Here is a 24,264-nt window from a genome sequence, read left to right on the forward strand (position 1 = left end):
CTAGGAGTCGTGGTGAGGAAACATTTCGAGTTCTAAGGAGGCGCGTGATGAGCGCAGTGGTGTCCGCAGCGGACGTGAGGAGGTCTCGCGTCAGGCTGTTCATCGTGACCATGTTGTTCCTGGTCACGACCGTCAACTACGCCGACCGCGCCACGCTCTCGATCGCGGGCCCCGCGCTCTCCAAGGAGCTGCATCTCGATCCCGTCGCGATGGGCTGGATCTTCTCGGCCTTCGGGTGGTCCTATGTGATCGCCCAAGTGCCGGGCGGCTGGCTGCTCGACCGCTACGGCTCGCGCCTCGTCTATGCCTTCAGCATCATCGTCTGGTCGCTGTTCACGCTGATGCAGGGCTGGGTCGGCTTCCTCAGCGCCGGCGCTGCCATCGTGGTGCTGTTCGCACTCCGCCTCCTTGTCGGCGTCGCGGAAGCGCCGTCCTTCCCCGCCAATGCCCGCATCGTCGCCGCCTGGTTTCCCGGCAACGAGCGCGGCACCGCGTCCGCCTTCTTCAATTCGGGACAGTATTTCGCGACCGTGATCTTCGCGCCGCTGATGGGCTGGATCGCCCACGATTACGGCTGGCGCTACGTGTTCTTCGTGATGGGCGCGCTCGGCGTGATCATGGGTCTCGTCTGGATCAAGACCATCTACGGCCCGAAGGAGCATCCCGGGATCAACGAGGCGGAGTTCGACTACATCAAGGAGGGCGGCGCGCTGGTCGATCTCGACGCGCCCAAGGAAGAACGTGCGCCTCAGTCCGGCTCCGGGTGGGACCACATCCGCCAGCTGCTCTCCAACCGCATGATGCTCGGCGTCTATCTCGGCCAGTACTGCATCAACACGCTGACCTATTTCTTCCTGACCTGGTTCCCGGTCTACCTCGTCAAGGAGCGCGGCCTGTCGATCCTGCAGGCCGGCTTCGTCGCGACGCTGCCGGCGCTGTGCGGCTTCATCGGCGGTGTGCTCGGCGGCATCATCTCGGACGCGATCCTGCGCAGCACCGGTTCGCTGACCATGGCGCGCAAGATTCCGATCGTCGGCGGCATGCTGCTGTCGATGTCGATCATCGCCTGCAACTATGTCGACGGACATGCACTGGTGGTCGGCTTCATGGCGCTCGCCTTCTTCGGCAAGGGCATCGGCGCGCTCGGCTGGGCTGTCGTCTCCGACACCTCGCCGAAGGAAGCCGGCGGCGTCTCCGGAGGCCTGTTCAACACCTTCGGCAACCTCTCCTCGATCACCACCCCGATCGTGATCGGCTACATCCTGGCCGCGACCGGCTCCTTCAATGGCGCGCTGCTGTTCGTCGGCGCCAATGCGCTGGTCGCCGCGTTCGCCTATCTCGTCGTGGTGGGCAAGATCGAGCGGGTGGTGCTCAAACGTTCCTCCTGAGGGCTCCCGCGGGAGCTTGACCAGGCAACTCAACGGCGGCTCAAAAGCCGCCGTCTTTGTTTTGGGGATGATCGATGCTAGAAGTGCCGGGGAAACGCCTTATTCATCTAAGGCATGTATCGATGTTCGACCTCAACCAGCTCCGCTGTTTCGTCACGGTGGCGGAGGAACTGCATTTCGGCCGCGCCGCCGCGCGGCTGAACATGACCCAGCCGCCGTTGTCGCGGCAGATCCAGGTGCTCGAGCACATCATCGACGCGCCGCTGCTGGAGCGCACCAGCCGTTCGGTGCGCCTGACGCCGGCCGGCCGCAGCTTCCTGCCGGAGGCGCGGCGCATCCTGAAGCTTGCGGAAAGCGCCTCGCAGGTCGCCCGCCGCATCGCGCTGGGCAAGACCGGCTCGCTCAAGATCGGCTTTACGGCGGCGGCCGCCTACGGCTTCCTCCCCGAGCTGGTCGCGGCCTGCCGCGCCAAGCTGCCCGAAGTCGATTTCTCGCTGAAGGAGATGGTCTCCGGCGACCAGTTCGAGGCGCTCAGCTCCGGCCAGATCGACGCCGGCCTGCTCAGGCCGCCGATCGCGCGCCCCGAAGTGGCCAGCCGCCGCGTCGTCGCCGAGCCCCTGCTTGCCGCGATCCCGAAGAAGCATCCGCTGGCGAGCGCCGACAGCATCACCATCAAGGATTTCGACGACCAGCCCTTCGTGATGTATTCGCCCTATGAGAGCCGCTACTTCCACGATCTCCTGGTGGCGCTGTTCACCCGCGCCGACGTGCTGCCGCGCTATGTCCAGCATCTGAGCCAGATCCACTCGATCCTCGCCATGGTCCGCGCCGGCCTCGGCCTTGCCATCGTGCCGGCCGCGGCCGCAAGCCTGAAGATCTCCGACGTGCGGCTGCGGCCGCTCAAATTGCGCACGCGCGTCCCGGTCGAGCTGTTCATGGTCTGGCGCCGCGACGACGAGAATCCGCTGCTGTCGGCGCTGGTCAAAATCGCCGGTGAATTGTCCTCCGCGGAGACCATGGAAGATTGATGCTGATTTCGCATCGGTCGATATAGGCTTTGGCTTGGACGCGCATCGAACGGTCTCCTAAACCACGGCGCATGGACGCGCAGGCTTGCGTCCTCCACAACACGCAATTAGGGAGCCGCGCCCATGAGCAAGATGACCCCGCAGGAAATGGCCCAGACGATCGGATCGGGCCTCCTGTCCTTCCCCGTCACGCCGTTCAAGGCGGACTACTCCTTCGACGAGGCGACCTACCGCGCCAACATGGACTGGCTGTGCGGCTATGACGTCGCGGGCCTGTTCGCCGCAGGCGGCACCGGCGAGTTCTTCTCGCTGACGCCGACCGAGGTTCCGCAAATCGTCAAGATCGCCGTCGAGGAGACCAAGGGCCGCGTGCCCGTGCTCGCCGGCACCGGCTACGGCACCGCGATCGCCCGCGAGATCGCTGTTGGCGCCGAGAAGGCCGGCGCCGACGGCCTGTTGCTGCTGCCGCCCTATCTCACCCACTCCGAGCAGGAGGGCCTTGCCGCCCATGTCGAGGCGGTCTGCGCCGCCGTGAAGATCGGCGTCATCGTCTACAACCGCGACAACGCCATCCTTCAGCCCGACACGCTCGCCCGTCTCGCCGAGCGCTGCCCGAACCTCGTCGGCTACAAGGACGGCATCGGCGACATCGAGCTGATGACCCGCGTCTACACCAAGCTCGGCGACCGCCTCACCTATATCGGCGGCCTGCCGACCGCGGAGACCTTCGCGCTGCCCTATCTCGACATGGGTGTGACGACCTATTCCTCCGCCGTGTTCAACTTCGTGCCGGAATTCGCGATCAATTTCTACGCCGCGGTGCGCAAGCGCGATCACGCCACGATCCATGCCGGGCTGAAGGATTTCATCCTGCCGCTGATCGCGATCCGCAACCGCAAGAAGGGCTATGCGGTCTCGATCATCAAGGCCGGCATGAAGGTGATCGGCCGCGACTCCGGCCCGGTCCGCCCGCCGCTGACCGATCTCACCGAGCAGGAGATTGCGGAGCTGACCGCGCTGGTCAAGAAGCTGCCCGCCATCCGATCGTCACAACAGGCTGCAGAATAACAAGACAACAGGGAGGAGCGTGCGATGGCCCAGACTGACATCTCCGGCGCGCCAGTCGCCGGCGCACCGGTCGTCACGGCGATGCAGGTGATCCCGGTCGCGGGCCGCGACAGCATGCTCCTCAACCTAAGCGGCGCGCACGCGCCGTTCTTCACCCGCAACATCGTCATCCTCACCGACAATGCCGGCCACACCGGCGTCGGCGAGGTGCCGGGCGGCCAGAAGATCTGGCAGACGCTCCAGGACGCGCGCGATCTCGTGATCGGCAAGACCGTCGGCGCGATGAACAACATCCTCGCCGACGTCCGCACCGCCTTCGCCGATCGTGACGCCGGCGGCCGCGGCAAGCAGACGTTCGACCTGCGCGTCATGATCCATGCGGTCACGGCGATCGAGTCCGCGCTGCTCGACCTGCTCGGTCAGCATCTCAACCTGCCGGTCGCCGCGCTGCTCGGCGAAGGCCAGCAGCGCAAGAGCGTCGAGACGCTCGGCTATCTCTTCTTCGTCGGCGATATCAGCAAGTCCAGGCTCGACTACGTCACGGGCGAGACCGGCAAGGCGGAGTGGTTCAACCTCCGCCATCAGGAGGCGATGACGCCGGAGACCGTGGTGCGGCTCGCGGAAGCCACCCAGGATCATTACGGCTTCGCCGATTTCAAGCTCAAGGGCGGCGTGCTCTGCGGCGAGCAGGAGATCGAGGCCGTCACCGCGATCGCCAAGCGCTTCCCCAACGCGCGTGTCACGCTGGACCCGAACGGCGCCTGGTCGCTCGACGAGGCTGTCAGCCTCTGCAAGGACATGCACGGCATCCTCGCCTATGCCGAGGACCCCTGCGGCGCCGAGGCCGGCTTCTCCGGCCGCGAGATCATGGCCGAGTTCCGCCGCGCCACGGGTCTGCCCACAGCGACCAACATGATCGCCACCGACTGGCGCCAGCTCTCCCATGCGCTGCGTCTCGGCGCGGTGGACATTCCGCTGGCCGATCCCCACTTCTGGACCATGCAGGGCTCGGTGCGCGTGGCCCAGACCTGCCGCGACAACGGCCTGACCTGGGGCTCGCACTCCAACAACCACTTTGACATCTCGCTCGCGATGTTCACCCATGTCGGCGCCGCCGCCCCCGGCAAGGTCACCGCGATCGACACCCACTGGATCTGGCAGGACGGCCAGGCGCTGACCAGGGAGCCGCTCCAGATCAAGGGCGGCAAGATTGCGGTCCCCGACAGGCCGGGCCTGGGTATCGAAATCGACAGGGCGGCCATCGACGCCGCGCATGACCTCTACAAGCAGCATGGACTCGGCGCCCGCGATGACGCTATTGCCATGCAGGACCTGATCCCCGGCTGGACCTTCGACGACAAGCGTCCCTGCCTCGTTCGGTAAGAAACTTTCCCTGGAGGAATGAGATGACTGCGATCCTGAAAAACTTCATCGGCGGCGAATGGGTCGACGGCTCCGGCGTCACCAAGAACATCAACCCCTCCAACACCAACGACCTCGTCGGCGAATACGCCAAGGCCGACAAGGCGCAGACCGAGAAGGCGATCGCAGCCGCCAAGGCCGCCTTCCCCGCCTGGGCGCAGTCGACCCCGCAGGTGCGCTACGACGCGCTGAACAAGATTTCTCTCGAAATCCTCGCCCGCAAGGAGGAGCTCGGCCGCCTGCTCGCCCGCGAGGAAGGCAAGACCCTGCCCGAAGGCATCGGCGAGGTCGCGCGCGCCGGCCAGATCTTTGCGTTCTTCGCCGGCGAAGCGCTGCGGCTGATCGGCGAGAAGGGCGCATCCGTCCGCCCCGGCCTCGACGTCGAGCTCACCCGCGAGCCGATGGGCGTCGTCGGCATGATCACGCCCTGGAATTTCCCGATCGCGATCCCGGCCTGGAAGATCGCGCCGGCGCTTTGCTACGGCAACACGGTCGTGTTCAAGCCTGCCGAGCTGGTGCCGGGCTCGGCGCATGCGCTGTCCGAGATCATCACCCGCTCCGGCATTCCGGCGGGTGTGTTCAACCTCGTCGTCGGCTCCGGCTCCGTGGTCGGCCAGACCCTGCTCGATCACCCCGACGTCGCCGCGATCTCCTTCACCGGCTCGGTGCAGACCGGCCGCAAGATCGCGCAGGCCTGCGTGCTGTCGAACCCGATGAAGAAATTCCAGCTCGAGATGGGCGGCAAGAATCCGCTGGTCGTGCTCGACGATGCGGACCTCAAGACCGCCGTCGAGGTCGCCGTCAACGGCTCCTACTTCTCGACTGGCCAGCGCTGCACCGCCTCCTCGCGTCTGATCGTCACCGAAGGCATCCATGACCGCTTCGTCGCCGCGATGGCCGAGCGCCTGAAGGGCCTGTCGGTGGACGACGCGCTCAAGGCCGGCGTGCATATCGGCCCCGTCGTCGACCAGAGCCAGCTCGACCAGGACCTGCGCTACATCAAGATCGGCCAGGACGAAGGCGCAAAGCTCGCCTTCGGCGGCGAGCTGCTCCAGCGCGAGACGCCCGGCCACTACCTCCAGCCGGCGCTGTTCACCGAAGCCAACAACAACATGCGCATTGCGCGCGAAGAGATCTTCGGCCCGGTCGCCGCGGTCATTCGCGCCAAGAACTACGAGGAAGCGCTCGCGATCTCGAACGACACCGAGTTCGGCCTCGCCTCCGGCATCTGCACCACCAGCCTGAAATACGCCTCGCACTACAAGCGCAACAGCGAGTCCGGCATGGTGATGGTCAACCTGCCGACCGCCGGCGTCGACTATCACGTGCCGTTCGGCGGCCGGAAGGGCTCGAGCTACGGCGCCCGCGAGCAGGGCTCCTATGCCCGCGAGTTCTACACGACGGTGAAGACCGCTTATACCTATCCGGGTTGAGACATCGTAGGGTGGGCAAAGCGAAGCGTGCCCACCACTTACGCTCGGTGTGAAGACGGTGGGCACGGCGCGTTGCGCCTTTGCCCACCCTACGATTTCGGAGGCAAGCGCAGATGGACCAGTCAGTCGCAGCGAAAGAGCAGCCCCGCTACATCAAGCTCAACGAGCGCGACAATGTCGCGATCGTGGTCAATGATTTCGGGCTTCCCGCCGGCTCCCGCTTCGCCTGCGGCCTGACACTGCGCGCCTTCGTGCCGCAGGGGCACAAGACGGCGCTGGTCGACATCGCGGAAGGCACACCGATCATCCGCTACGGCGAGGTGATCGGCTACGCGCTCTCGCCGATCCTGGCCGGCGAATGGGTGGATGAGGCGCGCATCCGCATGCCGGAGGCCCCTGCCCTCGACAAGCTGGAAATCTCGACCGCCGTGCCCGCTCCGCTGCCGCCGCTCGAAGGCTTCACCTTCGAGGGCTACCGCAATCCGGACGGCTCGGTCGGCACCAAGAACATCCTCGGCATCTCCTCCTCCGTGCAATGCGTCAAGGGCACGATGGAATATGCGGTGAAGCGCATCCGCGCCGAGCTCTTGCCGAAATACCCGAACGTCGACGACGTCGTGCCGCTGACGCACGCCTATGGCTGCGGCGTCGCCATTAACGCGCCCGACGCGGTGGTGCCGATCCGCACGCTGCAGAACCTCGCGCTCAACCCCAATTTCGGCGGCGAAATTCTGGTCATCAGCCTCGGCTGCGAGAAGCTCGCGCCCGAGCGGCTGGTGCCGGAAGGCATCAGCGATGCCATCGTCCGCATGCAGGACGAAGCCTTCGACGGTTTTGGCGCGATCGTCGATGCGATCATGACACAGGCCGAAGCGCGCCTGAAGATTCTCAACAAGCGCACCCGCGAGACCTGCCCGGCCTCCGATCTCGTCATCGGCCTGCAATGCGGCGGCAGCGACGCGTTCTCCGGCGTCACCGCGAACCCCGCGGTCGGCTTCGCCGCCGACCTCCTGGTGCGCGCCGGCGCCACCGTGATGTTCTCGGAAGTCACCGAGGTGCGCGACGCGATTCAGCTCCTGACGCGACGCGCCATCAACGAGGATGTCGGCCGCGCGCTGGTGCGCGAGATGGCCTGGTACGATTCCTATCTGGCCCGCGGCGGCGCCGACCGCAGCGCCAACACCACGCCCGGCAACAAGAAGGGCGGCCTCGCCAACATCGTCGAGAAATCATTGGGCTCGATCGTGAAGTCCGGCTCGTCCGCGATCACCGGCGTGCTCGCGCCCGGCGAGAAGGCGACGCAGAAGGGCATGCTGTTTGCGGCAACGCCCGCTTCCGACTTCATCTGCGGCACGCTCCAGCTCGCCTCCGGCATGACCTTGCAGGTGTTCACCACCGGCCGCGGCACGCCCTACGGCCTTGCGGCAGCGCCTGTGATCAAGGTCGCGACCCGCAGCGAGCTCGCGCGGCGCTGGAAGGACCTGATCGACTTCGATTCAGGCAGCATCGCCACCGGCGAGAAGACCATCGAGGAATGCGGCTGGGACCTGTTCCGCCTGATCCTCGACGTCGCCTCCGGCCGCACAAAACCGTGGTCGGATCGCTGGGGCATCCACAACGACCTCACGCTGTTCAATCCGGCGCCGGTGACCTGAGAGTCACGGACTGTCGGTCAGGTGCATGTCGCCCAGCGTGATGGGCAGGCTGCGCGTGATGAGGTCCGCAATCGCCGCGCGCAGCCGTTCGCCCGAAGCCGAACCGCCGAACGTCTCGTCAACCGGCCCGCTCGGGCCGGCGAGCCGGAGGGTGCCGGTGTTGTCGAGCGGCGCAGCCGCCCGCTTCTCGATCACGTCGAATGACTTGCCGTCGATGACACGAACTTCATAGAGCGCGTGGATCAGGCCGTAATCCGCAAGCAGCGTCCGGTATTCGGCGAGCCCGACACCCTCGACGTTGCGGCCGTTTCCAAGCTTCGATCTTGCCCTTGTGATGACGATGTACGCATCCAGCCCCTGTGGCGTGACATCGCTGCGAACCAGCTCCTTGAACGGATCGCTGCGCAGGAGATTGACGGGCGCGACCGCCGAATCCCTGATCGCGGCAAACGCGGCGCGCCTGTAGCTCACGGGCTGCACGCGAAAGCGTGGGCTCAGAAGCGTCGTCGCCTGCTGGACGATCATCTCGTCCAGCCCCCACGCGCTGATCGAGGCGCTTTGCCCGGTGTTGCCGAGCGCGGTCAGGCCGGCCTGCGTCAGGCTCATCTCCTCGCCGATGGCCGAGACGATGCCGACGGTCTTGATCGCCTGGAGCCGGCTCGCGCGCGTCTCGAACGCCGCGGCGGCACTGAGGACGACGGAAGTCACCGCAAGGGCGATCCATAGAACAACATGACGGCGCATGACGACTATCGAATCCTGAAGTCGAACGAATAGGACGCACCGAGGCCGATCGTGGTCTGGTTCGACGATCCACGCAGCCTCACCAGCGGACTGTCCGCGGCGTCGCCAAGCAGCTTCTCGTATTCGACATAGGCATGGACCTCCCACTGGGGATTGATGCGATAGGAGATCTGGCTGCCGAAGCCGACCGAGTGCGCACCGCCCCTGGCATCGTACGTCGGCAGTCCCGACGCCAGCGCCTGCGCCGCATCGACGCCGAAATACGGCGCGGTCGCCTTGGTGCTCTTCCAGGTGAAGCGCGGGCCGGCCGAGATCGTGAGCCTTTGAATCAGCGGCACGATGACGTCGGCGGAAACGTCGGCCACGGTGCCGGTATGGCCACCCACGCCCTGACGCAGTTCGCTGCGCAGACGCAACCAGTCGACCGGATAGTATTCGACGAAGCCGCCGAGCTCGTATGCGGCCTTGACGTCGCCGAGACCTGTCAGCTCGGAATATTTGTCGCTCTTGCGCGACGAGACGTATTTGAACGCAGGCCCTGCGCGAAAATTGCCGACGTCGAGCAGCGCAATGCTGGCGCTGTCGCGGGGGCCGCGAAACTGGTCGAACGATCCGGCGCGGCGAATCGAGAAGATCGGGATCGGGCGGAATTTTCCGTTGTTCGACCCGACGAAGTCCGGCGTGTATTCGCCGCCGATGCCAACCATGACGGTCCAGTTGCCGGAGGGCGAGGGCAGCATCGGTACATCGAACGGCGGAGCCGGGAGCGTAAACGCGGTCTGCGCCGATGCAGACTGAGGGATCGCCATGATCGCGCCGAGTGCGGCAAGGAATACGCTCAGCAAGCTTTGCTGCGCGCGCGCGGCACGATCGAGAGCGGCTTCGTCAAGATGCTTCATTACTGGGCCCCGGACCGGCCCCGCTGGCCGGTCGACTGGTGTGGTCAGGAGCCCAGCATGTGATCCGGCAAAATTGCCCCAAGATTGCAACGGGCAACCGTCCCTGCGACATTCCGCGCGCCAGATGCGCCGCCGGATCAACATTGCCTGAACATTGCCCGGGCCACGTTCAAGCTCCTAACTTTGACCGCGCGCGAGGTGAGCGCTCTCGTCCCTGCCTTTTATTCGCCAAGCTCGCTGCCTTAAAGGGAACCTCGCGCACGAACCGAACTGCCGGAATTCGGCCAGCGAGCGTCAAGGTCGGGGTTTTGTTGCCCCAGCAGAGTCAAGGACGACCCGCGTGCGCTCCCTCGTGATCGAAGACGAACCGCAGATCGGCGCCTATGTCAGCCGCCTGCTCGGGCAATTGCACGGCGTCGTCGACCTTGTCGGCTCGATTGCCGATGCCCGGCAGGCGCTGGACAACTTCAAATACGATCTCGCCATCGTCGACCGGATGCTGCCGGACGGCGATGCGCTCGAGGTGGTCACGGCGCTGAGCCGGTCGCCGGAACGCCCCGCCATCATCATGCTGACGTCCAAGGACGCCAAGGAGGATGTCGTCGACGGCCTCAACGGCGGCGCCGACGACTATCTCGGCAAGCCGTTCGAGCCGCAGGAGCTGATTGCGCGGGTGCGCGCCGTCTTGCGCCGGCCTCGCCTGCTCGCACCCGCGGTGCTGTCGCTCGGCAATGTCGAGCTGCATCTCGGCAGCAACGAGGCGGTGGTCGCCGACACCAAAATCCTGCTGCGGCGACGCGAGGCGCTGATCCTCGGAGCGCTCCTCATGCGCCGCGACCGCGTCATCACCCGCGCCGCCCTGATCGAGGAGATCTACGGCTTCGACGACGAGATCGAATCCAACACGCTCGAAGCGCAGGTCTCGCGCCTCAGGAAGAAGCTGGCCGCGCTCGGCGGCGACGTCGAGATCCGCAGCATGCGCGGCATCGGCTACATCCTGCGGCTGGCAACGCCGCGATGACGTCGATCGCCCGGACCTTTGCGCTGTCGCTCGGCATCGCCGCGACGACGATTTTCCTGATCATGCTCGGCCTCTTCATCTGGCGCTATCCGATGGAGGAACGCGAGTTCAGGGCTTGCCGGGTCGTGGCCGCCGTTCTCGATCGCGCCACCATGGTCGAAGGGCAAAACCTGACGGTGCGCCCGACGCCCGCCCTCGAAGAGCTAAAGGCGGACAGCCCGAACCTCTGGTACGTCGTGTCCGCAGGCGACATGGTCAGCGAGTACGGCAGCGAACGCCGGCCGGCCCTCCCCTTCGCGTTTCCCTATCACGGGCCTGTCGGCTCATCGGTCTTCAGCACGCTCGACCAGAAGAGCACCTTCTGCCTCGCCGTCGTGCAAAGGGGTTCGCTGCAGCTCGCGATGATGGTCGGCGAGCCTCACGTCCGTTTCGCCCGGCTTGCAAGAAACTTTCTCATCCGCAGTGTCTTTTCGATCACGCTGCTGGCGCTGGCCTTTGCCGCGACCGTTGCCGTCGGCGCGGCGCTGGCCGCGCGTTTCGTCTCACGCGGTATCGAACGGGTGGCGCTTCGCGCGCTCGCAATCGACCCTGCAGCACCGCAAGGTCTGATCTCCCTGTGCGAGGTCCCTCGCGAGCTGAAGCCGCTGGTCGAGGCGCTGAACCGCGCCTTTGGCGAGATCGACGCCTATATCAGGATGCAGCGCCGCTTTCTCGGCAATGCCGCCCATCAGCTCCGCACGCCTTTGACGCTGCTGCGCGCGAAGATCGACGACGTGCCCGATCCAGCCCTGAAGGTCGAGCTGGTGCGCGACGTCCGCCGCCTCACCTCGCTGGTGTCCGCCATGCTCGACCTCGCGCGCCTGCAAAATCACGCGATCGAGAAGCGGCCGATCGACCTTGCCGAGATCACGCTGGACGTGCTGGCCGATTTCGGCCCCTCGGCGCTGGACGCCGGCATAGAGCTTGCGCTGGAGCGGGCCGACCAGGGACCGTTGCTGGTGCAGGGCGTGGACGCCGCCATCCGCAGCGCGCTCGCCAATCTCGTCGGCAACGCACTCATCCACGCCCGCGGCGCGCGACGCATCACCGCCACGCTCGATCGCGGCAGCATCTCGATCCACGATGACGGCGCGGGCCTGCCCGACGATGCGGAGCACAAGTTGCTGGAGCCGTTTCAGACCGGCAACAGCGCGGGCGACGGCGCCGGCCTCGGCCTGTCGATCGTCCGCGAGATCATGGCCGCCCACGGCGGCGAGCTGGTCATCTCCTCCGAGCCCGGCCGCGGCACGACGATGCGCCTGTGCTTTCCCGAGGCCGCAGCGACGACCAGGTCCCGGCAGCTCGATCTGCAAACGCGCTAGCGATCGCCTCGGCCCTTCCGTGAAACCGTCCGGAAACATTGGCGCGGAAAACTTCTTCCGCGTTTCGCGCCTGTCGCATCACGCAATCAAATAGAGCGCCGGCGGCGATCGAATGCTCGCACACCAGCGAACCTGTTGCGACATCGATGCGACCAAACCTCCGATTGCCATCTTTCACGGAGATTTTCCAATGCGTGTTCTCTCGATGATTGCCATTGCCGGCGCGATGATTGCGAGCTCGGCCGGGGCGTTCGCCGGCGAGCTTCCTTCTTACGAAATGAAGTCGTTTCCGATCTCGGCAACGCAGGTGCAGGTGCTCGGCGGCGCCGGCGTCGAGGAGCAGTCGGCTTCGCCCGTGATGACCGTCGCCGGCATGCCCGCCTCGCCCGCGCAAGTCTCGGTGCTGTCGCCGCGGGTCAAGCGGCTCGCGAGCGCCGGTTCGGCGAGCGAGGCGCGCTAAGCGTCCGTCACCGGACAACGATCGCATCGTTGAGCTGAAGTTTCCACAACGTCATGGCCGGGCACGTCCCGGCCATCCACGTCTTGCCGAGGCCACTCAGAACGTGGATGCCCGGGACGAGCCCCGGGCATGACGAACCTCTTCCGCGCCGTCAGGAGTTCGGCGCTCGCACGTCTCTACGTCATGCTACCCGGCATGAAGCAGCGCACGCGCGGATGGCCGTCGATATAGTGCTTCCACACCATGGTCCGGCCGATCTTGTTCGGCTCGGTGATCACGGCACCGTCGGGCACGACCACCCATTCGTCGTCGAGATGCACACGGTAACGCCCCTTGTCGGATTCCCAATCGACGTCGGCGACCACGTAGCCGTCGGCATCCGAGCAGCATTGTCCGTATTCGCTGCGCAGGCTCTCGAACCAGGGCTTGAGCGGCGAGTTGGCGTAGCGGCCGTCGTCGCGCGCCAGCGCCGAGGTCGCAAGCAGCGCCATCAGCCCCAGCGGCGCCGCCGCACATAGTCTGGCAAGTCGCATGTCGTCTTCCCGCAGATCGCAATCAGCGCCGCGAGGGACAGGCGCCGCCGTCGGCCCTCCGCACGGTGGCGGCAGGCGTGGAGACGGCGACTCGCTCCCCAGCGGCTTTGCGACAGCTATGCAAATCCGGCGCCAGCGCGCATTCCGGAGAACTACTGCTCGCACGGTGTTGCCCATGTCGGCACGCACGTCCTGCATGCTCCGGGTGCCGGCGATTTGTCGCGCATTTTCGAGGCTTTCCTTGTCGCACCTCAACGTGTACGAACGTGGCCGCGAAACCTATCGCATTTGTTTAACCAGCTGTTTCGATTAGAGAAATCAGGTGACGGCGTGACTGGCATTGGACCGGCAGCGCTATGAGTTCGAGAGAGTTGCTCCCTGGCCAGCAGGACGCGACCGATTTGCCAGCAAACGAGGTGCAGTTTGCGCTGGTGATTTCGCGCATGCTGGAGACGGTGAAGGATGATCCGGAGTTCAGGCGGCAGCTCGTCTACGATCTTGCCCGCTACAAGCTCCAGGAGCAGTTCACCTACGCCGACGCCAAGAACATCGACCAGATGAAGCGGGCGCTCGAGGTCGCAATCGAGGAGGTCGAGAAGTTCTCGCGTGAAGAGGCGCCGCTGAAGCGGTTGCCGCAACATCAACTCACATCGTCGAAGGCGGGTGAGACAGGCGGCCCACTTCTGTCCGCCGACGCTCCGGTCCTGCGATCGGCGATCGAGACATCCAGGCGGCCTGCGATCTCGGGTCCGCTTTGGCCGGTGATGAAGCGTACGGGGGCCATCCTGCTTGCCGCCGGCGCCATCGTTCTTCTCATCTCGCAGCGAGACCATATCGCCGCGCTGCGCCGGCTGGTTTCGTCCCAGGCCCAGGAGATCGCGCTGGTCCCGCCCAGACCGGAGACGACGATCACGGTCAGCAAGCCGGAAATGGTGACCGCCGTCGCACCGCCGTTGAAACCGACGCGCGTGCTTCCAACCGACTACGGCGTCTACGCCTTGATCGACGACAAATCGCTGGCGGAGTTGAATTCGACCGGCGTCATGGCGCCGGACATGCGCGTCGCGATTTCACCGGAGTTCAAGAAGCCCGACCGGCCGCATCTGCCGAACGGCCGCGTCAAATTCATCGTGTTCCGCCGCGACGCCGCACATGCGATTCCCGAACGCGTCGAGGTTCGGGTCGTGGCGAAGATCGCCAGGGAGTTTTCGACCGACGCCGCAGGCAAGACGCTGAATGGCGGAGACGACGTCGGCGTCATCCGCAACTTCGCCTATCCGTTCCGGGTGTCACCGATTCCAGGGACACCCGAGATGCACGAGCTTCACACCGGCGATTCAGAGCTCGAACTTGCGCCCGGACATTACGTCCTGAGCCTGGGCACGCAGGCCTATTATTTCCAGGTCGACGGCGAGATCACCGATCCCCGGCAATGCCTCGAGCGGGTCGTTGCCGGCAACGGCACCTTCTATGCGCCGTGCAAGAAGGCGCGGACGTATTGACAATTCCGTAGCCCGGGTGAGCGCAGCGATATCAGGGACGAGTGGTCCCGCATATCGCTTCGCTCATGCGGGCGACAAGAGAATGCGGAAGCAACCTTACTGGATTGCTTCGCTACGCTAGCAATGACGAGATGAGGCGCGCACGTGCCACGCACTCAGCTGTCATCGCCCGCGAAGGCGGGCGATCCAGTACTCCGTGACGGACGTGATTGAATCGAGAGGCTGCGGCGTACTGGATTCCCCGCCTGCGCGGGGAATGACAGCGGCATGTGAAACAACGACTGTAGAGCCTACTGCTTCGGCGCCGGCGCCATCATTGCGCCGCCCTTCTTCGCCGCGGGCGCGGGTGCGGGCTTGGTCGCTGCGGCCTGTGCGGGCAGATATTTGGCGACGATGGCGGGATCGACCTGCGCGATGTTGGCGTCCGGCAGGCGCGTCCAGGTCTCGTCCTTGCCGAACAGGGAGATGCCGAGGAAGCCGCGCATGGTCAGGGTCTGGCCATCGGGGCTCACCGTCATCTTGGCCTTCCAGATATTGCCGTCGCGCGGATTGACCACGTTACCGCCATCATACTTCAACCCGTCGCGCTTCATGTCGCGGATGAAGGACAGGCCTAGCACCGGCGCGTTCTTGCGATCGTCCGTGCACTTCGCACAGACCTCGTTCGGATCGTCGCCGGGCCGCGGGAACGTCTTGGCGATCACGCCTTCGAACACACCGTTGTGGTCGACGAAGAGGAACCATCCCACCGTCTTGCCGTCTTCGACCTTCTGCCAGAGCCCTGCGGCGGTTGGCTGGGCCGACGTCGCAACCGGGGCTTGCGCCGCAGCCGGGCTCACCGCGCCGAGCGACAGCGCGAGCGTGAGGAGCGAGAGCAGCCGAAAGCTGGGAAACGGATTCCGCATTATGATCACCTTGCTATTCCACGACTGGAATGGCCGCAGACTACGGCGATTTCGCGAACGGTTCCAGCACCAGAAACATGGGGCATCCTTCCCGCCCCGCTCGCGGTCAGCTGACCCCGAGCTTCTTTTGCAGGCTGGAGGACGAGGTCGTGTACTGGAACACGAGCCGCTTCTCCGGATAGACGTAGCGATGGGCTTTTTGCGACATCAGCGCGCCCTCGTGGAAGCCGCACAGGATCAGCTTGATCTTGCCGGGATAGGTGTTGATGTCGCCGATGGCGAAGATGCCTGATATGTTGGTCTCGAACGCGGATGTCTCGACCGGTACCAGATTGTTCTCCAACGCAATGCCCCAGTTCGCGACCGGACCGAGCTTCATGGTCAGCCCGAAGAACGGCAGCATGGCATCGCAGGCGATCTCGGTGACGTTGTTGTCGTTGCCCTTGATCGTCGCGCCGGTCAGCTTGCCGTCAGTGCCGGCGAGCGAAGTGACCTGGCCGAGCCGGAGATCCATCTTGCCGGCCGCGACCAGCGCGCGCATCTGCTCGACGCTGTGAGGGGCTGCGCGAAATTCGTCGCGACGGTGCAGAAGCGTGATGCGCTTGGCCACCGGATGCAGATTGAGCGTCCAGTCGAGCGCGGAATCGCCGCCGCCGACGATCAGCACGTTCTTGTCGCGGAACGTCTCCATCTTGCGCACGGCGTAATGCACCGAGGTGCCTTCATAGGCTTCGATGCCCGGCACCGGCGGACGCTTGGGCTGGAACGAGCCGCCGCCGGCCGCGATCACCAGCACCTTGCATTCGAACACCTTGCCGGCATCGGTGGTGCAGCGAAATGCGGGATCGCCGATCTTCTCCACCGTCTCGACCATCTCGCCGAGATGGAAGGTCGGATGGAACGGCTTGATCTGCTCCATCAGCGCGTCGGTGAGCCCCTGCCCCGAAACATGCGGAATGCCGGGAATGTCGTAGATCGGCTTTTCCGGATAGAGCTCGGCGCACTGGCCGCCGACCTTGTCGAGGATGTCGACGAAATGGGCCTTCATATCGAGAAGGCCGAGCTCGAAGGCGGCGAACAGACCGCAGGGGCCGGCGCCAATAATCAGCACATCGGTTTTGATCACGTCGCTCATGTCGTCTCTTTATCGTTATCGGTTGGACGGCGCCCTTTGGGCCGAGGTGACCCTGCCTGTCTAGCCAACGGGGATGGATCAGGGAAGGCATAAAAGCGGGAGCGCCCCGCAACCGCGCCCACTTGCCGGGTCAAAATAACTGGGCTGTAACGAGGCTGGATATGACGGAGATCAATCGGTGAACGCACCAAGCCGCCTCGATACGACGCCGCGCCTGGAGGACTACCCCTACCGCCTCAGCGACAACGTCCGCTTCGGCGATCTCGATCCCAACCAGCACGTCAACAACGCGGTCTATGCCACCTATTTCGAGACCGGCCGTGTCACCCTGATGAAGAGCCCGGACTACGGGCTGACGCCGCCGGGCCTCGCCTGGATCATGGTGCGGCTCGACATCCATTTCCGCGCCGAGCTGCACTGGCCGAACACGATCGAGCTCGGCCTCGGCGTGGTGAAATTGGGACGGACGTCAGTGACCTTCGAGCAGGTCGTGTTCTCGCAGGGAAAATGCATCGCCTCGGCGACGTCGGTCGGCGTCATGCTCGACGAGGCGACGCGGCGGCCGGCGCCGCTGACCGCGGAGATCGTCGAGAAGCTCAGACCCTGGCACAAGCGCGGCATCGAGGTCGCGCCGCCTGGCACCTGATGCAGGGGAACGGTCGGATCAGGCCTGGCGTTCCGGCGTCGACACGACCAGCCCGTCGAGCTCGTCGGAGACCTTGATCTGGCAGGACAGGCGCGAGTTCGGGCGCACGTCGAAACCGAAGTCGAGCATGTCCTCTTCCATCGGCGTCGGGCTGCCGACCTTCTCACGCCAGGCTTCGTCGACATAGACATGGCAGGTCGCGCAGGCACATGCGCCGCCGCATTCGGCCTCGATGCCGGGAATGCTGTTGCGGATGGCGGCTTCCATCACGGTTGCGCCGTTCTCGATTTCCACCGTACGGGTTTCGCCCTTGTGGTCGACGAAGTGAATCTTGGCCATGTGTGCTCGTGCTGCCGCGATGTTGGGAATGAAGGAGGGTCCGGGCTGTCCTATAACGGGTCGGTTAGCCCGGCGCCATAGCGTTTTGATGCGAGCTGGATCCCGGTTTGCGGGCAGAAAACGCGTCAAAACAAAAGACTAGAGACACCGCCGTTTGCGGGGGTCGCCGGCCTAGTGCTTCAGGATCGCCTCGATGGCGGCGCGGGCCTCGGCCACGGCCTCCTTCAGCGCGGCGAAGGCGTGGTGCCGGTCGTGGCCGGTCCGGATCGCGGTCTCCAGGTGAGCGGCGGCATCCGCTACCGCAAAGGCGCCGATTCCGCGGGCCGAGCCCTTGAGCTTGTGCGCGAGCGCGCCGGCCTCGGCCGGCAAATTGGTCATCGCGGCGAGCAGGCGAACCGCCTGCTCGGCGAACATTGCGAGCACTTCCTGCTCCAGCTCGGCGTCGCCGAGCGTCATGCGGGAGAGGTGGTCGAGATCGAGCGGGCTGTCGACGGGCGCAAGCGGGGGCGAGGGCATCCATTCCATCCGTTGCAGTTCAGGCGTCATGGCGCAGGACCCCGGCATCGCGCGACGGTTCCGCCGGTTCGGCGGTGCGGTTCCTCCCAGCCAAGCATGGAAGTGGTTAACGAAATGTTTGGGCCGCCTTACGTAAATCCGCCCGTTTATTGACGAAAAATTGCCGCAATCGGCCGAGTCCGGTGGAGAATTGCATTTATTGCTAAGGCGTTACGGCCCGATCCTGTTAACGATGATTAAGATTGTCTTAATCGCGGGCATTTCATTCGCGACGCTCTGCCAATAGGATGTTGGAGAAATTGGCGGACAAGCCGTCCGGGTGGGGACGGCTGAAAGATCCGCGCAAGCGGCATGATCCGGTCTGTGGGCTTGCGTAGCGCGCGGGGCTCGCGGGGGGACGCGTACAAGTAACGAGGGCTCGGACTGAACATGGCGAACACTCCGAAAAAGGTCAAAGACCCGACAGAAGTTGCGCTTTCTGCGATCCAGGAAGCTCTGAACATCAGCGACACCGCTGCGGACACCAGCCGCAACGCCTCGATGCGCAACGAAACGGCGTCTTCGGTGGCGCCCCCGGAGCCCCCGATCTTTGACGAGCCGAGCTTCGAGCCGCGCCCTGCCGCGAACGAGCGGGCCACCGTGTTCGATACGATCGAGGAGCCGCGCTCGACGCGCCGCGCCGCCAATGACGACCGCGAGACCATCGGCCAGCTGCTCCAGGCGCTCCAGAAGGGCCGCCCTGCCCGCAGCGTCTATACCTTCGCCACCATCTTCGCCGGCGTCTGGCTCGCGGCCTGCGCCGCGCTGACCGTCGGCTTCCTGCCCTCGATCCAGGCCGCCATGGGCCAGAGCGGCGGCGTGCTCGTCATCGCCGGCCTGATCGCGATGTTCTTCGCGCCGATCATGCTGTTCTATTTCCTCGCGAGCCTGGTCTGGCGCGGCCAGGAAATGCGCATGATCGCACAGGCGATGGCGCAGGTTGCGATCCGCTTCTCCGAGCCGGAAGGCTCGGCCTCCGATTCCATGGTCACCGTCGGCCAGGCCATCCGCCGCGAGGTCGCGGCGATGGGCGACGGCATCGAGCGCGCGATCGCGCGCGCCGGCGAGCTCGAGACGCTGGTCGCCAACGAGGTCGCGGCGCTGGAGCGCGCCTATTCCGACAACGAGGTGCGCATCCGCGCCCTACTGCAGGACATCGCGCATCAGCGCGACAACCTGGTCGGCCAGGCCGAGCAGGTCCGCAGCGCCATCTCCGGCGTGCAGATCGACCTGCGCCACGACATCGCGCTGATCTCGGATGCGATCGCCTCGCGCGTCGACGAGGTCGCCAAGAGCATCACCGGCGCTCTCGAAGAGCGCGGCGCCCACATCACCGGCGCCCTGAGCAATGCCGGCGACAACATGATCCTCGCGCTCGGCGAGCGCGGCGGCGACCTGCTCGACCGCCTCGAGGAAGCCAGCAACGAGACCACGCGCGCCGTGCTCGACGCCAGCGAGCGGCTGACCACCAGCCTCAACTTCAAGACCGGCCACGTCCACGACGAGTTCGTCGACCTCGCCGACCGCGTCCACGAGATGCTGAACGAGCGCATCGACCGCATCACCGGCGAGTTCGAGCAGCGCTCCGCCGCGATCGTCGACGGCATCTCCGAGCGCACCGAGCAGGTGCACGACAGCCTGAAGAATTCGTCGGACTCCCTGCTGCTCGAGCTCGAGCTGCGCTCCAACGACCTCTCCGCCAAGATCGACGATGCCGGCAACCGGCTCGCCAACCAGATCATGACCTCCGGCGACAAGGCGAGCGACGCGCTCGACGCCACCGTCAACACCCTGGTCGCCAAGGTCGTCAGCCAGACCGAGACCGCGCACGACTCGCTGTCGCTCCAGATGAGCGCGTTCGACGAACTGGTGAAGAACCAGGGCACCGAGCTGGTCGAGAAGTTCGCCCGCGATTCCGGCACGCTGGGCGCGCTGATCACCCGTCACATCTCCGAGTTCGACCGCACCGTGAAGACGTTCGGCGGCGAGGTCGTGGAGCGCATGGGCCAGCGAACGCAGGACATTGCCGAGACGCTGAAGACCTATGTCGACAATTTCGACACCCGCTTCACCTCGCACGGCGGCCGGATCACGGCCGTGCTAGACCAGCGCCTGATGCAGTTCGAGACCACTGTCGGCGAACGCGTCGCCAACCTCGATGACTCGCTGAACGGCAAGATCACCAGCCTCGACAGCACGATCGACGGCCACATCAAGACCTTCGACGAGCAGCTCGGCGGCCGCGTCACCGCGCTCGAACAATCGTTCGACACCCGCGCGAGGTCCGTCACCGAGACCATCGACGGACGTCTCAACACGCTCGCCGCGTCACTGACCGACGGTGCCGCGCAGGCGATCCAGTCGATCGACTCCCGCCTCACCCATCTGACGACGTCGCTGACCGGAGGCGCTTCGCAGGCGCTAGAGTCCATCGACTCCCGCCTGACCAGCCTCACGACGACGCTGACCGACGGCGCATCCCAGACGATCCAGACGATCGATACGCGCCTGACGCACCTCACGACCACGCTCACCGGCGGCGCCTCGCAGGCGCTCGAATCCATCGACTCCCGCCTCACCTACCTGACCAGCGCGGTGACGAACGGCGCCTCGCAGGCCGTGCAGTCGATCGACTCGCGCCTCAGCCTCCTGACCTCGACCCTCACGGACGGCACCGCGCAGGCGATCGAGGCGGTCGACCGCCGCATCACCGGCGTCACCGAGATCATCGACGGTCGCAGCATGCACCTGACCGACACGGTCACGGCGCGCTTCCAGGACATCCACCAGGCCATCGAGACCAAGGTCGGCTCGGTCGCCAGCGACATCGACGTGCGAGTGGCGCAGTTCGAGGACCTGCTCGGCTCGCGCGTCGAGGCAGTCGCCGGCCGCATCGAGAGCAGCGGCCGCCAGGCCAGCGAGGACATGATGTCCCGCGCCGAGATGATCTCGACCGCGATCCGCTCGCATGTCGAGGACGCCGAGCGTTCGCTCACAAACCTCGTGGTCAACACCAGCGAGACCATCCAGACCGGGGCACGCACGGCGCAGCAGTCGCTGATGACGGTCTCCTCCGACGTCAACGCCCAGCTCAAGATGACTTCCTCCGAGGTCGAGCGCGCGCTGACCGCGGTCGGCACCGGTGCCGCGAACTCGATCCTGACCAGCGCCCGCGAAGCGCAGTCGACGCTGGTCGCCGCCTCGGGCGATGCCTCCAACCAGATCAAGGGGCTCGCGGCCGACGTCGAACGCACGCTGTCGGCGGCCGGCTCTGCGACCGCAGCCTCGATCCTGGCCGGCGCCCGCGAGGTGCAGACCACGCTCGTCACCGCCTCCTCGGATGCGGCCACCCACGTCAAGACGCTCACCGCCGACGTGCAGCGCTCGCTGTCGCTGGCCGGCGCCACCACGGCGGAATCCATCACCGCCGGGGCGCGCGATGCGCAGAGCGCGCTGATCGCGGCCTCCAGCGAGACCGCCAACCAGATCAAGGCGCTGTCCTCGGACGTCCAGCGTTCGCTCTCGATGGCCGGCACCGCGACGGCCGAGACCATCACGACCGGCGCCCGCGAGGCGCAGAACACCCTGGTCACGGCGTCCTCGGATGCGGCGAGCCAGGTCAAGTCGCTCGCGGCCGAAGTGCACCGTTCGCTCTCGCAGGTCGGCCAGTCGACCGCCGAGACGATCACGACCAGCGCCCGCGACGCCCAGAGCACCCTGCTCGCGGTCTCGGCCGAACAGACCAGCCAGGTCCGTTCGCTCGCGGCCGAGATGCAGCGCGCGCTGGCGACCGCCGGCGGCGCCACCATCGAGGCGCTCACCAGCGGCGTGCGCGAGGCCCAGGGCACGCTGATCTCCGCTTCGACGGACGCGGCAGGCCAGATCAAGTCGCTGACCACGGACATCGAGCGCACGCTGACCGCGGTCGGCGCCGACACCGCCTCGACCATCCTCAACAGCGCGCGTGAGGCCCAGACCTCGCTGACCTCGACCTCGGCGGATGCCGCGAGCCAGATCCGCACGATCTCGACCGAGATCGAGCGCGCGCTGAGCGCGGCCACCGCGAACGCGACCAACGACATCCAGACCAGCGCGCTCAACGCCCAGAACGCGCTGATCTCCGCCTCCAACGAGGCGAGCTCGCGGGTCAAGTCGAGTTCGGCCGACGTCGAGCGCTCCGTGCTCGCCGCCAGCAGCAGCTTCGGCCAGGCCATGACCGGCAAGACCGACGAGATCGTCACCTATGTGCAGCAGCAGGCCGACCGTCTGTCGAACATGATCGACGCCAAGCGCGGCGCCCTGGTCGATGCGATCGGCTCCAAGACCAGCCAGCTCACGCTCGACATCGACCGAGTCACCTCGGACGCGCTGAAGTCGATCGAGACGCGCGGCCATGCGTTCTCGCAGACGATGATGGGCAACGGCTCCGAAGTCGCCCGCACCATCAACGCGGCGAGCGAGATGGCCACCGGCGCGGTCGGCAAGTCGCTCAAGGACCTCGAGCAGGCTTCGCGCGCGGCGATCGACCAGTCGCGCCAGGTCTCGATCGCGGCCGTCACCGAGATGCAGGAGACCAGCAAGATCCTGCGCACCGACACGGTCGCCCTGTTCGAGCGTCTGCGCGAAGGCAACATCCTCCTCCAGGAGGTGCTGACCGGTGCGCACGACAACCTCAACTCGCTCGAGCGGGCGCTGGTGACGCGCGTTGCCGACTTCGTCTCGGCGATGAACGACGTCACCTCGCGCAACGGCGCTGCGACGCAGAACCTGGAAGACCAGCTCAACGTCTTCAACACGAAGACCACGCGGGCGCTCCAGGATCTCGGCGAGCTGTCCACCCAGTTCGACGCGCACGGCAAGGCGCTCGTCGAGGCCGCCCAGGTCGTCGAGCTGAGCAACAAGAACACCACCGCCTCGCTCGCCGAACGCAAGCAGGCGCTGGAATCGCTCGTCACCACGATCGACCTGCGCACGGCCGATCTCGACCAGCGCCTGTCGCGCTTCACCGGCCTGCTCGATGAATCGCTGGCCGCGGCCGAAGAGCGCGCCCGCGACATCGCCCGCGTCGTCGCGGAGACCGCCGGCGCAGGTTCCGCCGCAATCACCCGCCAGTTCGAGGCGGTGCGCGCGGCCTCCGAGGAAGAGCACCGGCAGACCCTCGACGCCATGCACGACATCTACCGCCAGACCACCGACGAGGCGGATGCGATGTTCAAGCAGTCGACGGAGAAGTTCTCCAACCTCGTCTCCAGCATGAAGCAGATGGCCTTCGAGATGCACAACGAGCTCGAAGCCACCCGCAACGAGCTGCGCCGCGGCGTGCTCGAGATGCCGCAGGAGGCCGCCGAGAGCACTGCGCAGATGCGCAAGGTGATCGTCGACCAGATCGAGGCCCTCGCCGAGCTCAACCGCATCGTGGCCCAGCATGGCCGTGGCCTCGACGTCTCGACGGCGGGCCGCGCCAGCGTGCAGCGCCAGGAAGAGCCGCTGCTGGCGGCCGTCGGCGCTCGCAGCACCGAGACCCGCCTGCGCGACACCGGCAGCGCCTCGACGCTGCCGCCGCCGGACCTCGGCATGCCGGCCACTTCGCGCCGCACCGAAGCTCCGCCGGTTGCGCCGGCTGGCAACGACCAGGGCCGCGACGGCTGGCTGTCGGACCTCTTGAACCGCACGGACGCCAACCAGGGCGCTCCGAACGGCCGCGAGGCCCCGCGCGGCCGCCAGCCTGCACCGGCTCCGCAGCCGCAGGCTCCGCAAGGTAGCAGCAATCCGCTGGAATCGCTGTCGCTCGACATCGGCCGGCTGATGGACCGCAACCTCGCCGCCGAGATGTGGGACCGCTACCAGCGCGGCGAGAACAAGGCCTTCACCAAGCGCCTCTACACGCCCGCCGGCCAGAAGGCCTTCGACGAGGTCGCCCGCAAGTATCGCGCCGACCGCAACTTCAAGGGCACGGTCGACCGCTATGTCGCTGAGTTCGAACGCCTGCTCGACGAAGTCGCCCGCGACGGCCGCGGCCCGCAGGAGCTGCGCGGCCACCTGACCTCGGAGACCGGCCTGGTGTACACGCTGCTCGCGCACGCGGCGGGACGGCTGGGGTAACACTCAAGCCAATCGCGAATAAAAAACGGAGGCCTCGCGGCCTCCGTTTTCGTTTGGATGTCCTGGGC

19 protein-coding genes are annotated in these 24,264 nt (G+C 66.0%); 12 read left to right on the plus strand and 7 right to left on the minus strand.

What is annotated here, in order from left to right; translation table 11 throughout:
• Positions 1–47 precede the first annotated feature (47 nt).
• The 6 genes from AAFG50_RS29200 to garD all read left to right on the plus strand — a co-directional run bounded on the left by AAFG50_RS29200 (position 48) and on the right by garD (position 7,994).
• Positions 48–1,388, plus strand: coding sequence for an MFS transporter (locus AAFG50_RS29200; RefSeq protein WP_028173261.1), 1,341 nt, complete (start codon positions 48–50; stop codon positions 1,386–1,388).
• Positions 1,389–1,510: 122 nt separating this feature from the next.
• On the plus strand, positions 1,511–2,416 hold the full coding sequence (locus tag AAFG50_RS29205) for a LysR substrate-binding domain-containing protein (RefSeq protein ID WP_011088611.1): 906 nt from the start codon (positions 1,511–1,513) through the stop codon (positions 2,414–2,416).
• A 123-nt stretch (positions 2,417–2,539) separates the two neighbouring features.
• On the plus strand, positions 2,540–3,484 hold the full coding sequence (gene kdgD, locus AAFG50_RS29210; protein ID WP_028173260.1) for a 5-dehydro-4-deoxyglucarate dehydratase: 945 nt from the start codon (positions 2,540–2,542) through the stop codon (positions 3,482–3,484).
• A 24-nt stretch (positions 3,485–3,508) separates the two neighbouring features.
• Positions 3,509–4,867 (plus strand): glucarate dehydratase, encoded by a 1,359-nt coding sequence (gudD, locus tag AAFG50_RS29215; RefSeq protein ID WP_342714019.1) that lies wholly within the window; start codon positions 3,509–3,511, stop codon positions 4,865–4,867.
• A gap of 23 nt (positions 4,868–4,890) precedes the next feature.
• Positions 4,891–6,339, plus strand: coding sequence for an aldehyde dehydrogenase family protein (locus AAFG50_RS29220; RefSeq protein WP_028173258.1), 1,449 nt, complete (start codon positions 4,891–4,893; stop codon positions 6,337–6,339).
• Positions 6,340–6,452: 113 nt separating this feature from the next.
• Positions 6,453–7,994: a galactarate dehydratase gene (garD, locus tag AAFG50_RS29225; protein ID WP_028173257.1), complete on the plus strand. Its 1,542-nt coding sequence runs from the start codon at positions 6,453–6,455 to the stop codon at positions 7,992–7,994.
• A gap of 3 nt (positions 7,995–7,997) precedes the next feature.
• Here the strand turns inward: garD and AAFG50_RS29230 are convergent, their stop codons facing one another.
• Both AAFG50_RS29230 and AAFG50_RS29235 read right to left on the minus strand, forming a co-directional pair.
• The gene (locus AAFG50_RS29230; protein WP_028173256.1) at positions 7,998–8,738 is read right to left on the minus strand and encodes a hypothetical protein; all 741 of its coding nucleotides are present in this window, start codon (positions 8,736–8,738) and stop codon (positions 7,998–8,000) included.
• 5 nt (positions 8,739–8,743) lie between these two features.
• On the minus strand, positions 8,744–9,637 hold the full coding sequence (locus AAFG50_RS29235; RefSeq protein ID WP_039185617.1) for a MipA/OmpV family protein: 894 nt from the start codon (positions 9,635–9,637) through the stop codon (positions 8,744–8,746).
• Positions 9,638–9,977: 340 nt separating this feature from the next.
• Here AAFG50_RS29235 and AAFG50_RS29240 point away from each other — a divergent pair, with 340 nt between their 5' ends.
• The 3 genes from AAFG50_RS29240 to AAFG50_RS29250 all read left to right on the plus strand — a co-directional run bounded on the left by AAFG50_RS29240 (position 9,978) and on the right by AAFG50_RS29250 (position 12,479).
• Positions 9,978–10,658: a response regulator transcription factor gene (locus AAFG50_RS29240; protein WP_028173254.1), complete on the plus strand. Its 681-nt coding sequence runs from the start codon at positions 9,978–9,980 to the stop codon at positions 10,656–10,658.
• Complete coding sequence (locus AAFG50_RS29245) at positions 10,655–12,019, plus strand: HAMP domain-containing sensor histidine kinase (RefSeq protein ID WP_028173253.1); 1,365 nt, start codon at positions 10,655–10,657, stop codon at positions 12,017–12,019. The genes AAFG50_RS29240 and AAFG50_RS29245 overlap by 4 nt, the downstream gene beginning before the upstream one ends.
• 190 nt (positions 12,020–12,209) lie before the next feature.
• Positions 12,210–12,479: a hypothetical protein gene (locus tag AAFG50_RS29250; protein ID WP_028173252.1), complete on the plus strand. Its 270-nt coding sequence runs from the start codon at positions 12,210–12,212 to the stop codon at positions 12,477–12,479.
• Positions 12,480–12,655: 176 nt separating this feature from the next.
• On the opposite strand, the gene AAFG50_RS29255 is transcribed toward AAFG50_RS29250, so the two are convergent.
• The gene (locus AAFG50_RS29255) at positions 12,656–13,012 is read right to left on the minus strand and encodes a hypothetical protein (RefSeq protein WP_028173251.1); all 357 of its coding nucleotides are present in this window, start codon (positions 13,010–13,012) and stop codon (positions 12,656–12,658) included.
• Positions 13,013–13,413: 401 nt separating this feature from the next.
• Here AAFG50_RS29255 and AAFG50_RS29260 point away from each other — a divergent pair, with 401 nt between their 5' ends.
• Positions 13,414–14,514: a hypothetical protein gene (locus AAFG50_RS29260; RefSeq protein WP_231166539.1), complete on the plus strand. Its 1,101-nt coding sequence runs from the start codon at positions 13,414–13,416 to the stop codon at positions 14,512–14,514.
• Positions 14,515–14,804: 290 nt separating this feature from the next.
• On the opposite strand, the gene AAFG50_RS29265 is transcribed toward AAFG50_RS29260, so the two are convergent.
• A complete protein-coding gene (locus tag AAFG50_RS29265) occupies positions 14,805–15,419 on the minus strand; it encodes a DUF2147 domain-containing protein (protein WP_028173249.1) in 615 nt (204 codons plus the stop codon).
• Between the two features lie 106 nt (positions 15,420–15,525).
• Positions 15,526–16,554, minus strand: a complete 1,029-nt coding sequence (locus AAFG50_RS29270; protein WP_011088624.1) for an NAD(P)/FAD-dependent oxidoreductase — start codon at positions 16,552–16,554, stop codon at positions 15,526–15,528.
• 178 nt (positions 16,555–16,732) lie between these two features.
• On the opposite strand from AAFG50_RS29270, the gene AAFG50_RS29275 reads away from it, so the two are divergent.
• Positions 16,733–17,200: a thioesterase family protein gene (locus AAFG50_RS29275; protein WP_028173248.1), complete on the plus strand. Its 468-nt coding sequence runs from the start codon at positions 16,733–16,735 to the stop codon at positions 17,198–17,200.
• An 18-nt stretch (positions 17,201–17,218) separates the two neighbouring features.
• Here AAFG50_RS29275 and AAFG50_RS29280 read toward each other — a convergent pair whose 3' ends face one another.
• Positions 17,219–17,539 (minus strand): 2Fe-2S iron-sulfur cluster-binding protein, encoded by a 321-nt coding sequence (locus tag AAFG50_RS29280; protein WP_011088626.1) that lies wholly within the window; start codon positions 17,537–17,539, stop codon positions 17,219–17,221.
• A gap of 171 nt (positions 17,540–17,710) precedes the next feature.
• Complete coding sequence (locus AAFG50_RS29285; RefSeq protein ID WP_028173247.1) at positions 17,711–18,085, minus strand: Hpt domain-containing protein; 375 nt, start codon at positions 18,083–18,085, stop codon at positions 17,711–17,713.
• A gap of 399 nt (positions 18,086–18,484) precedes the next feature.
• Here AAFG50_RS29285 and AAFG50_RS29290 point away from each other — a divergent pair, with 399 nt between their 5' ends.
• On the plus strand, positions 18,485–24,196 hold the full coding sequence (locus AAFG50_RS29290) for a negative regulator of septation ring formation (RefSeq protein WP_028173246.1): 5,712 nt from the start codon (positions 18,485–18,487) through the stop codon (positions 24,194–24,196).
• The last annotated feature ends 68 nt before the right edge of the window (positions 24,197–24,264 follow it).

The organism is Bradyrhizobium sp. B039 (assembly GCF_038965675.1).
GTDB lineage: Bacteria > Pseudomonadota > Alphaproteobacteria > Rhizobiales > Xanthobacteraceae > Bradyrhizobium > Bradyrhizobium diazoefficiens.

Coding starts and splice junctions, on each gene's coding strand:
- AAFG50_RS29250 (WP_028173252.1), top strand. CDS start 12,210: ATGCGTGTTCTCTCGATGATTGCCATTGCCGGCGCGATGATTGCGAGC.
- AAFG50_RS29220 (WP_028173258.1), top strand. CDS start 4,891: ATGACTGCGATCCTGAAAAACTTCATCGGCGGCGAATGGGTCGACGGC.
- kdgD (WP_028173260.1), top strand. CDS start 2,540: ATGAGCAAGATGACCCCGCAGGAAATGGCCCAGACGATCGGATCGGGC.
- AAFG50_RS29265 (WP_028173249.1), bottom strand. CDS start 15,419: ATGCGGAATCCGTTTCCCAGCTTTCGGCTGCTCTCGCTCCTCACGCTC.
- AAFG50_RS29285 (WP_028173247.1), bottom strand. CDS start 18,085: ATGACGCCTGAACTGCAACGGATGGAATGGATGCCCTCGCCCCCGCTT.
- AAFG50_RS29235 (WP_039185617.1), bottom strand. CDS start 9,637: ATGAAGCATCTTGACGAAGCCGCTCTCGATCGTGCCGCGCGCGCGCAG.
- gudD (WP_342714019.1), top strand. CDS start 3,509: ATGGCCCAGACTGACATCTCCGGCGCGCCAGTCGCCGGCGCACCGGTC.
- AAFG50_RS29290 (WP_028173246.1), top strand. CDS start 18,485: ATGGCGAACACTCCGAAAAAGGTCAAAGACCCGACAGAAGTTGCGCTT.
- AAFG50_RS29280 (WP_011088626.1), bottom strand. CDS start 17,539: ATGGCCAAGATTCACTTCGTCGACCACAAGGGCGAAACCCGTACGGTG.
- AAFG50_RS29245 (WP_028173253.1), top strand. CDS start 10,655: ATGACGTCGATCGCCCGGACCTTTGCGCTGTCGCTCGGCATCGCCGCG.
- AAFG50_RS29230 (WP_028173256.1), bottom strand. CDS start 8,738: ATGCGCCGTCATGTTGTTCTATGGATCGCCCTTGCGGTGACTTCCGTC.
- AAFG50_RS29255 (WP_028173251.1), bottom strand. CDS start 13,012: ATGCGACTTGCCAGACTATGTGCGGCGGCGCCGCTGGGGCTGATGGCG.
- garD (WP_028173257.1), top strand. CDS start 6,453: ATGGACCAGTCAGTCGCAGCGAAAGAGCAGCCCCGCTACATCAAGCTC.
- AAFG50_RS29270 (WP_011088624.1), bottom strand. CDS start 16,554: ATGAGCGACGTGATCAAAACCGATGTGCTGATTATTGGCGCCGGCCCC.
- AAFG50_RS29205 (WP_011088611.1), top strand. CDS start 1,511: ATGTTCGACCTCAACCAGCTCCGCTGTTTCGTCACGGTGGCGGAGGAA.
- AAFG50_RS29200 (WP_028173261.1), top strand. CDS start 48: ATGAGCGCAGTGGTGTCCGCAGCGGACGTGAGGAGGTCTCGCGTCAGG.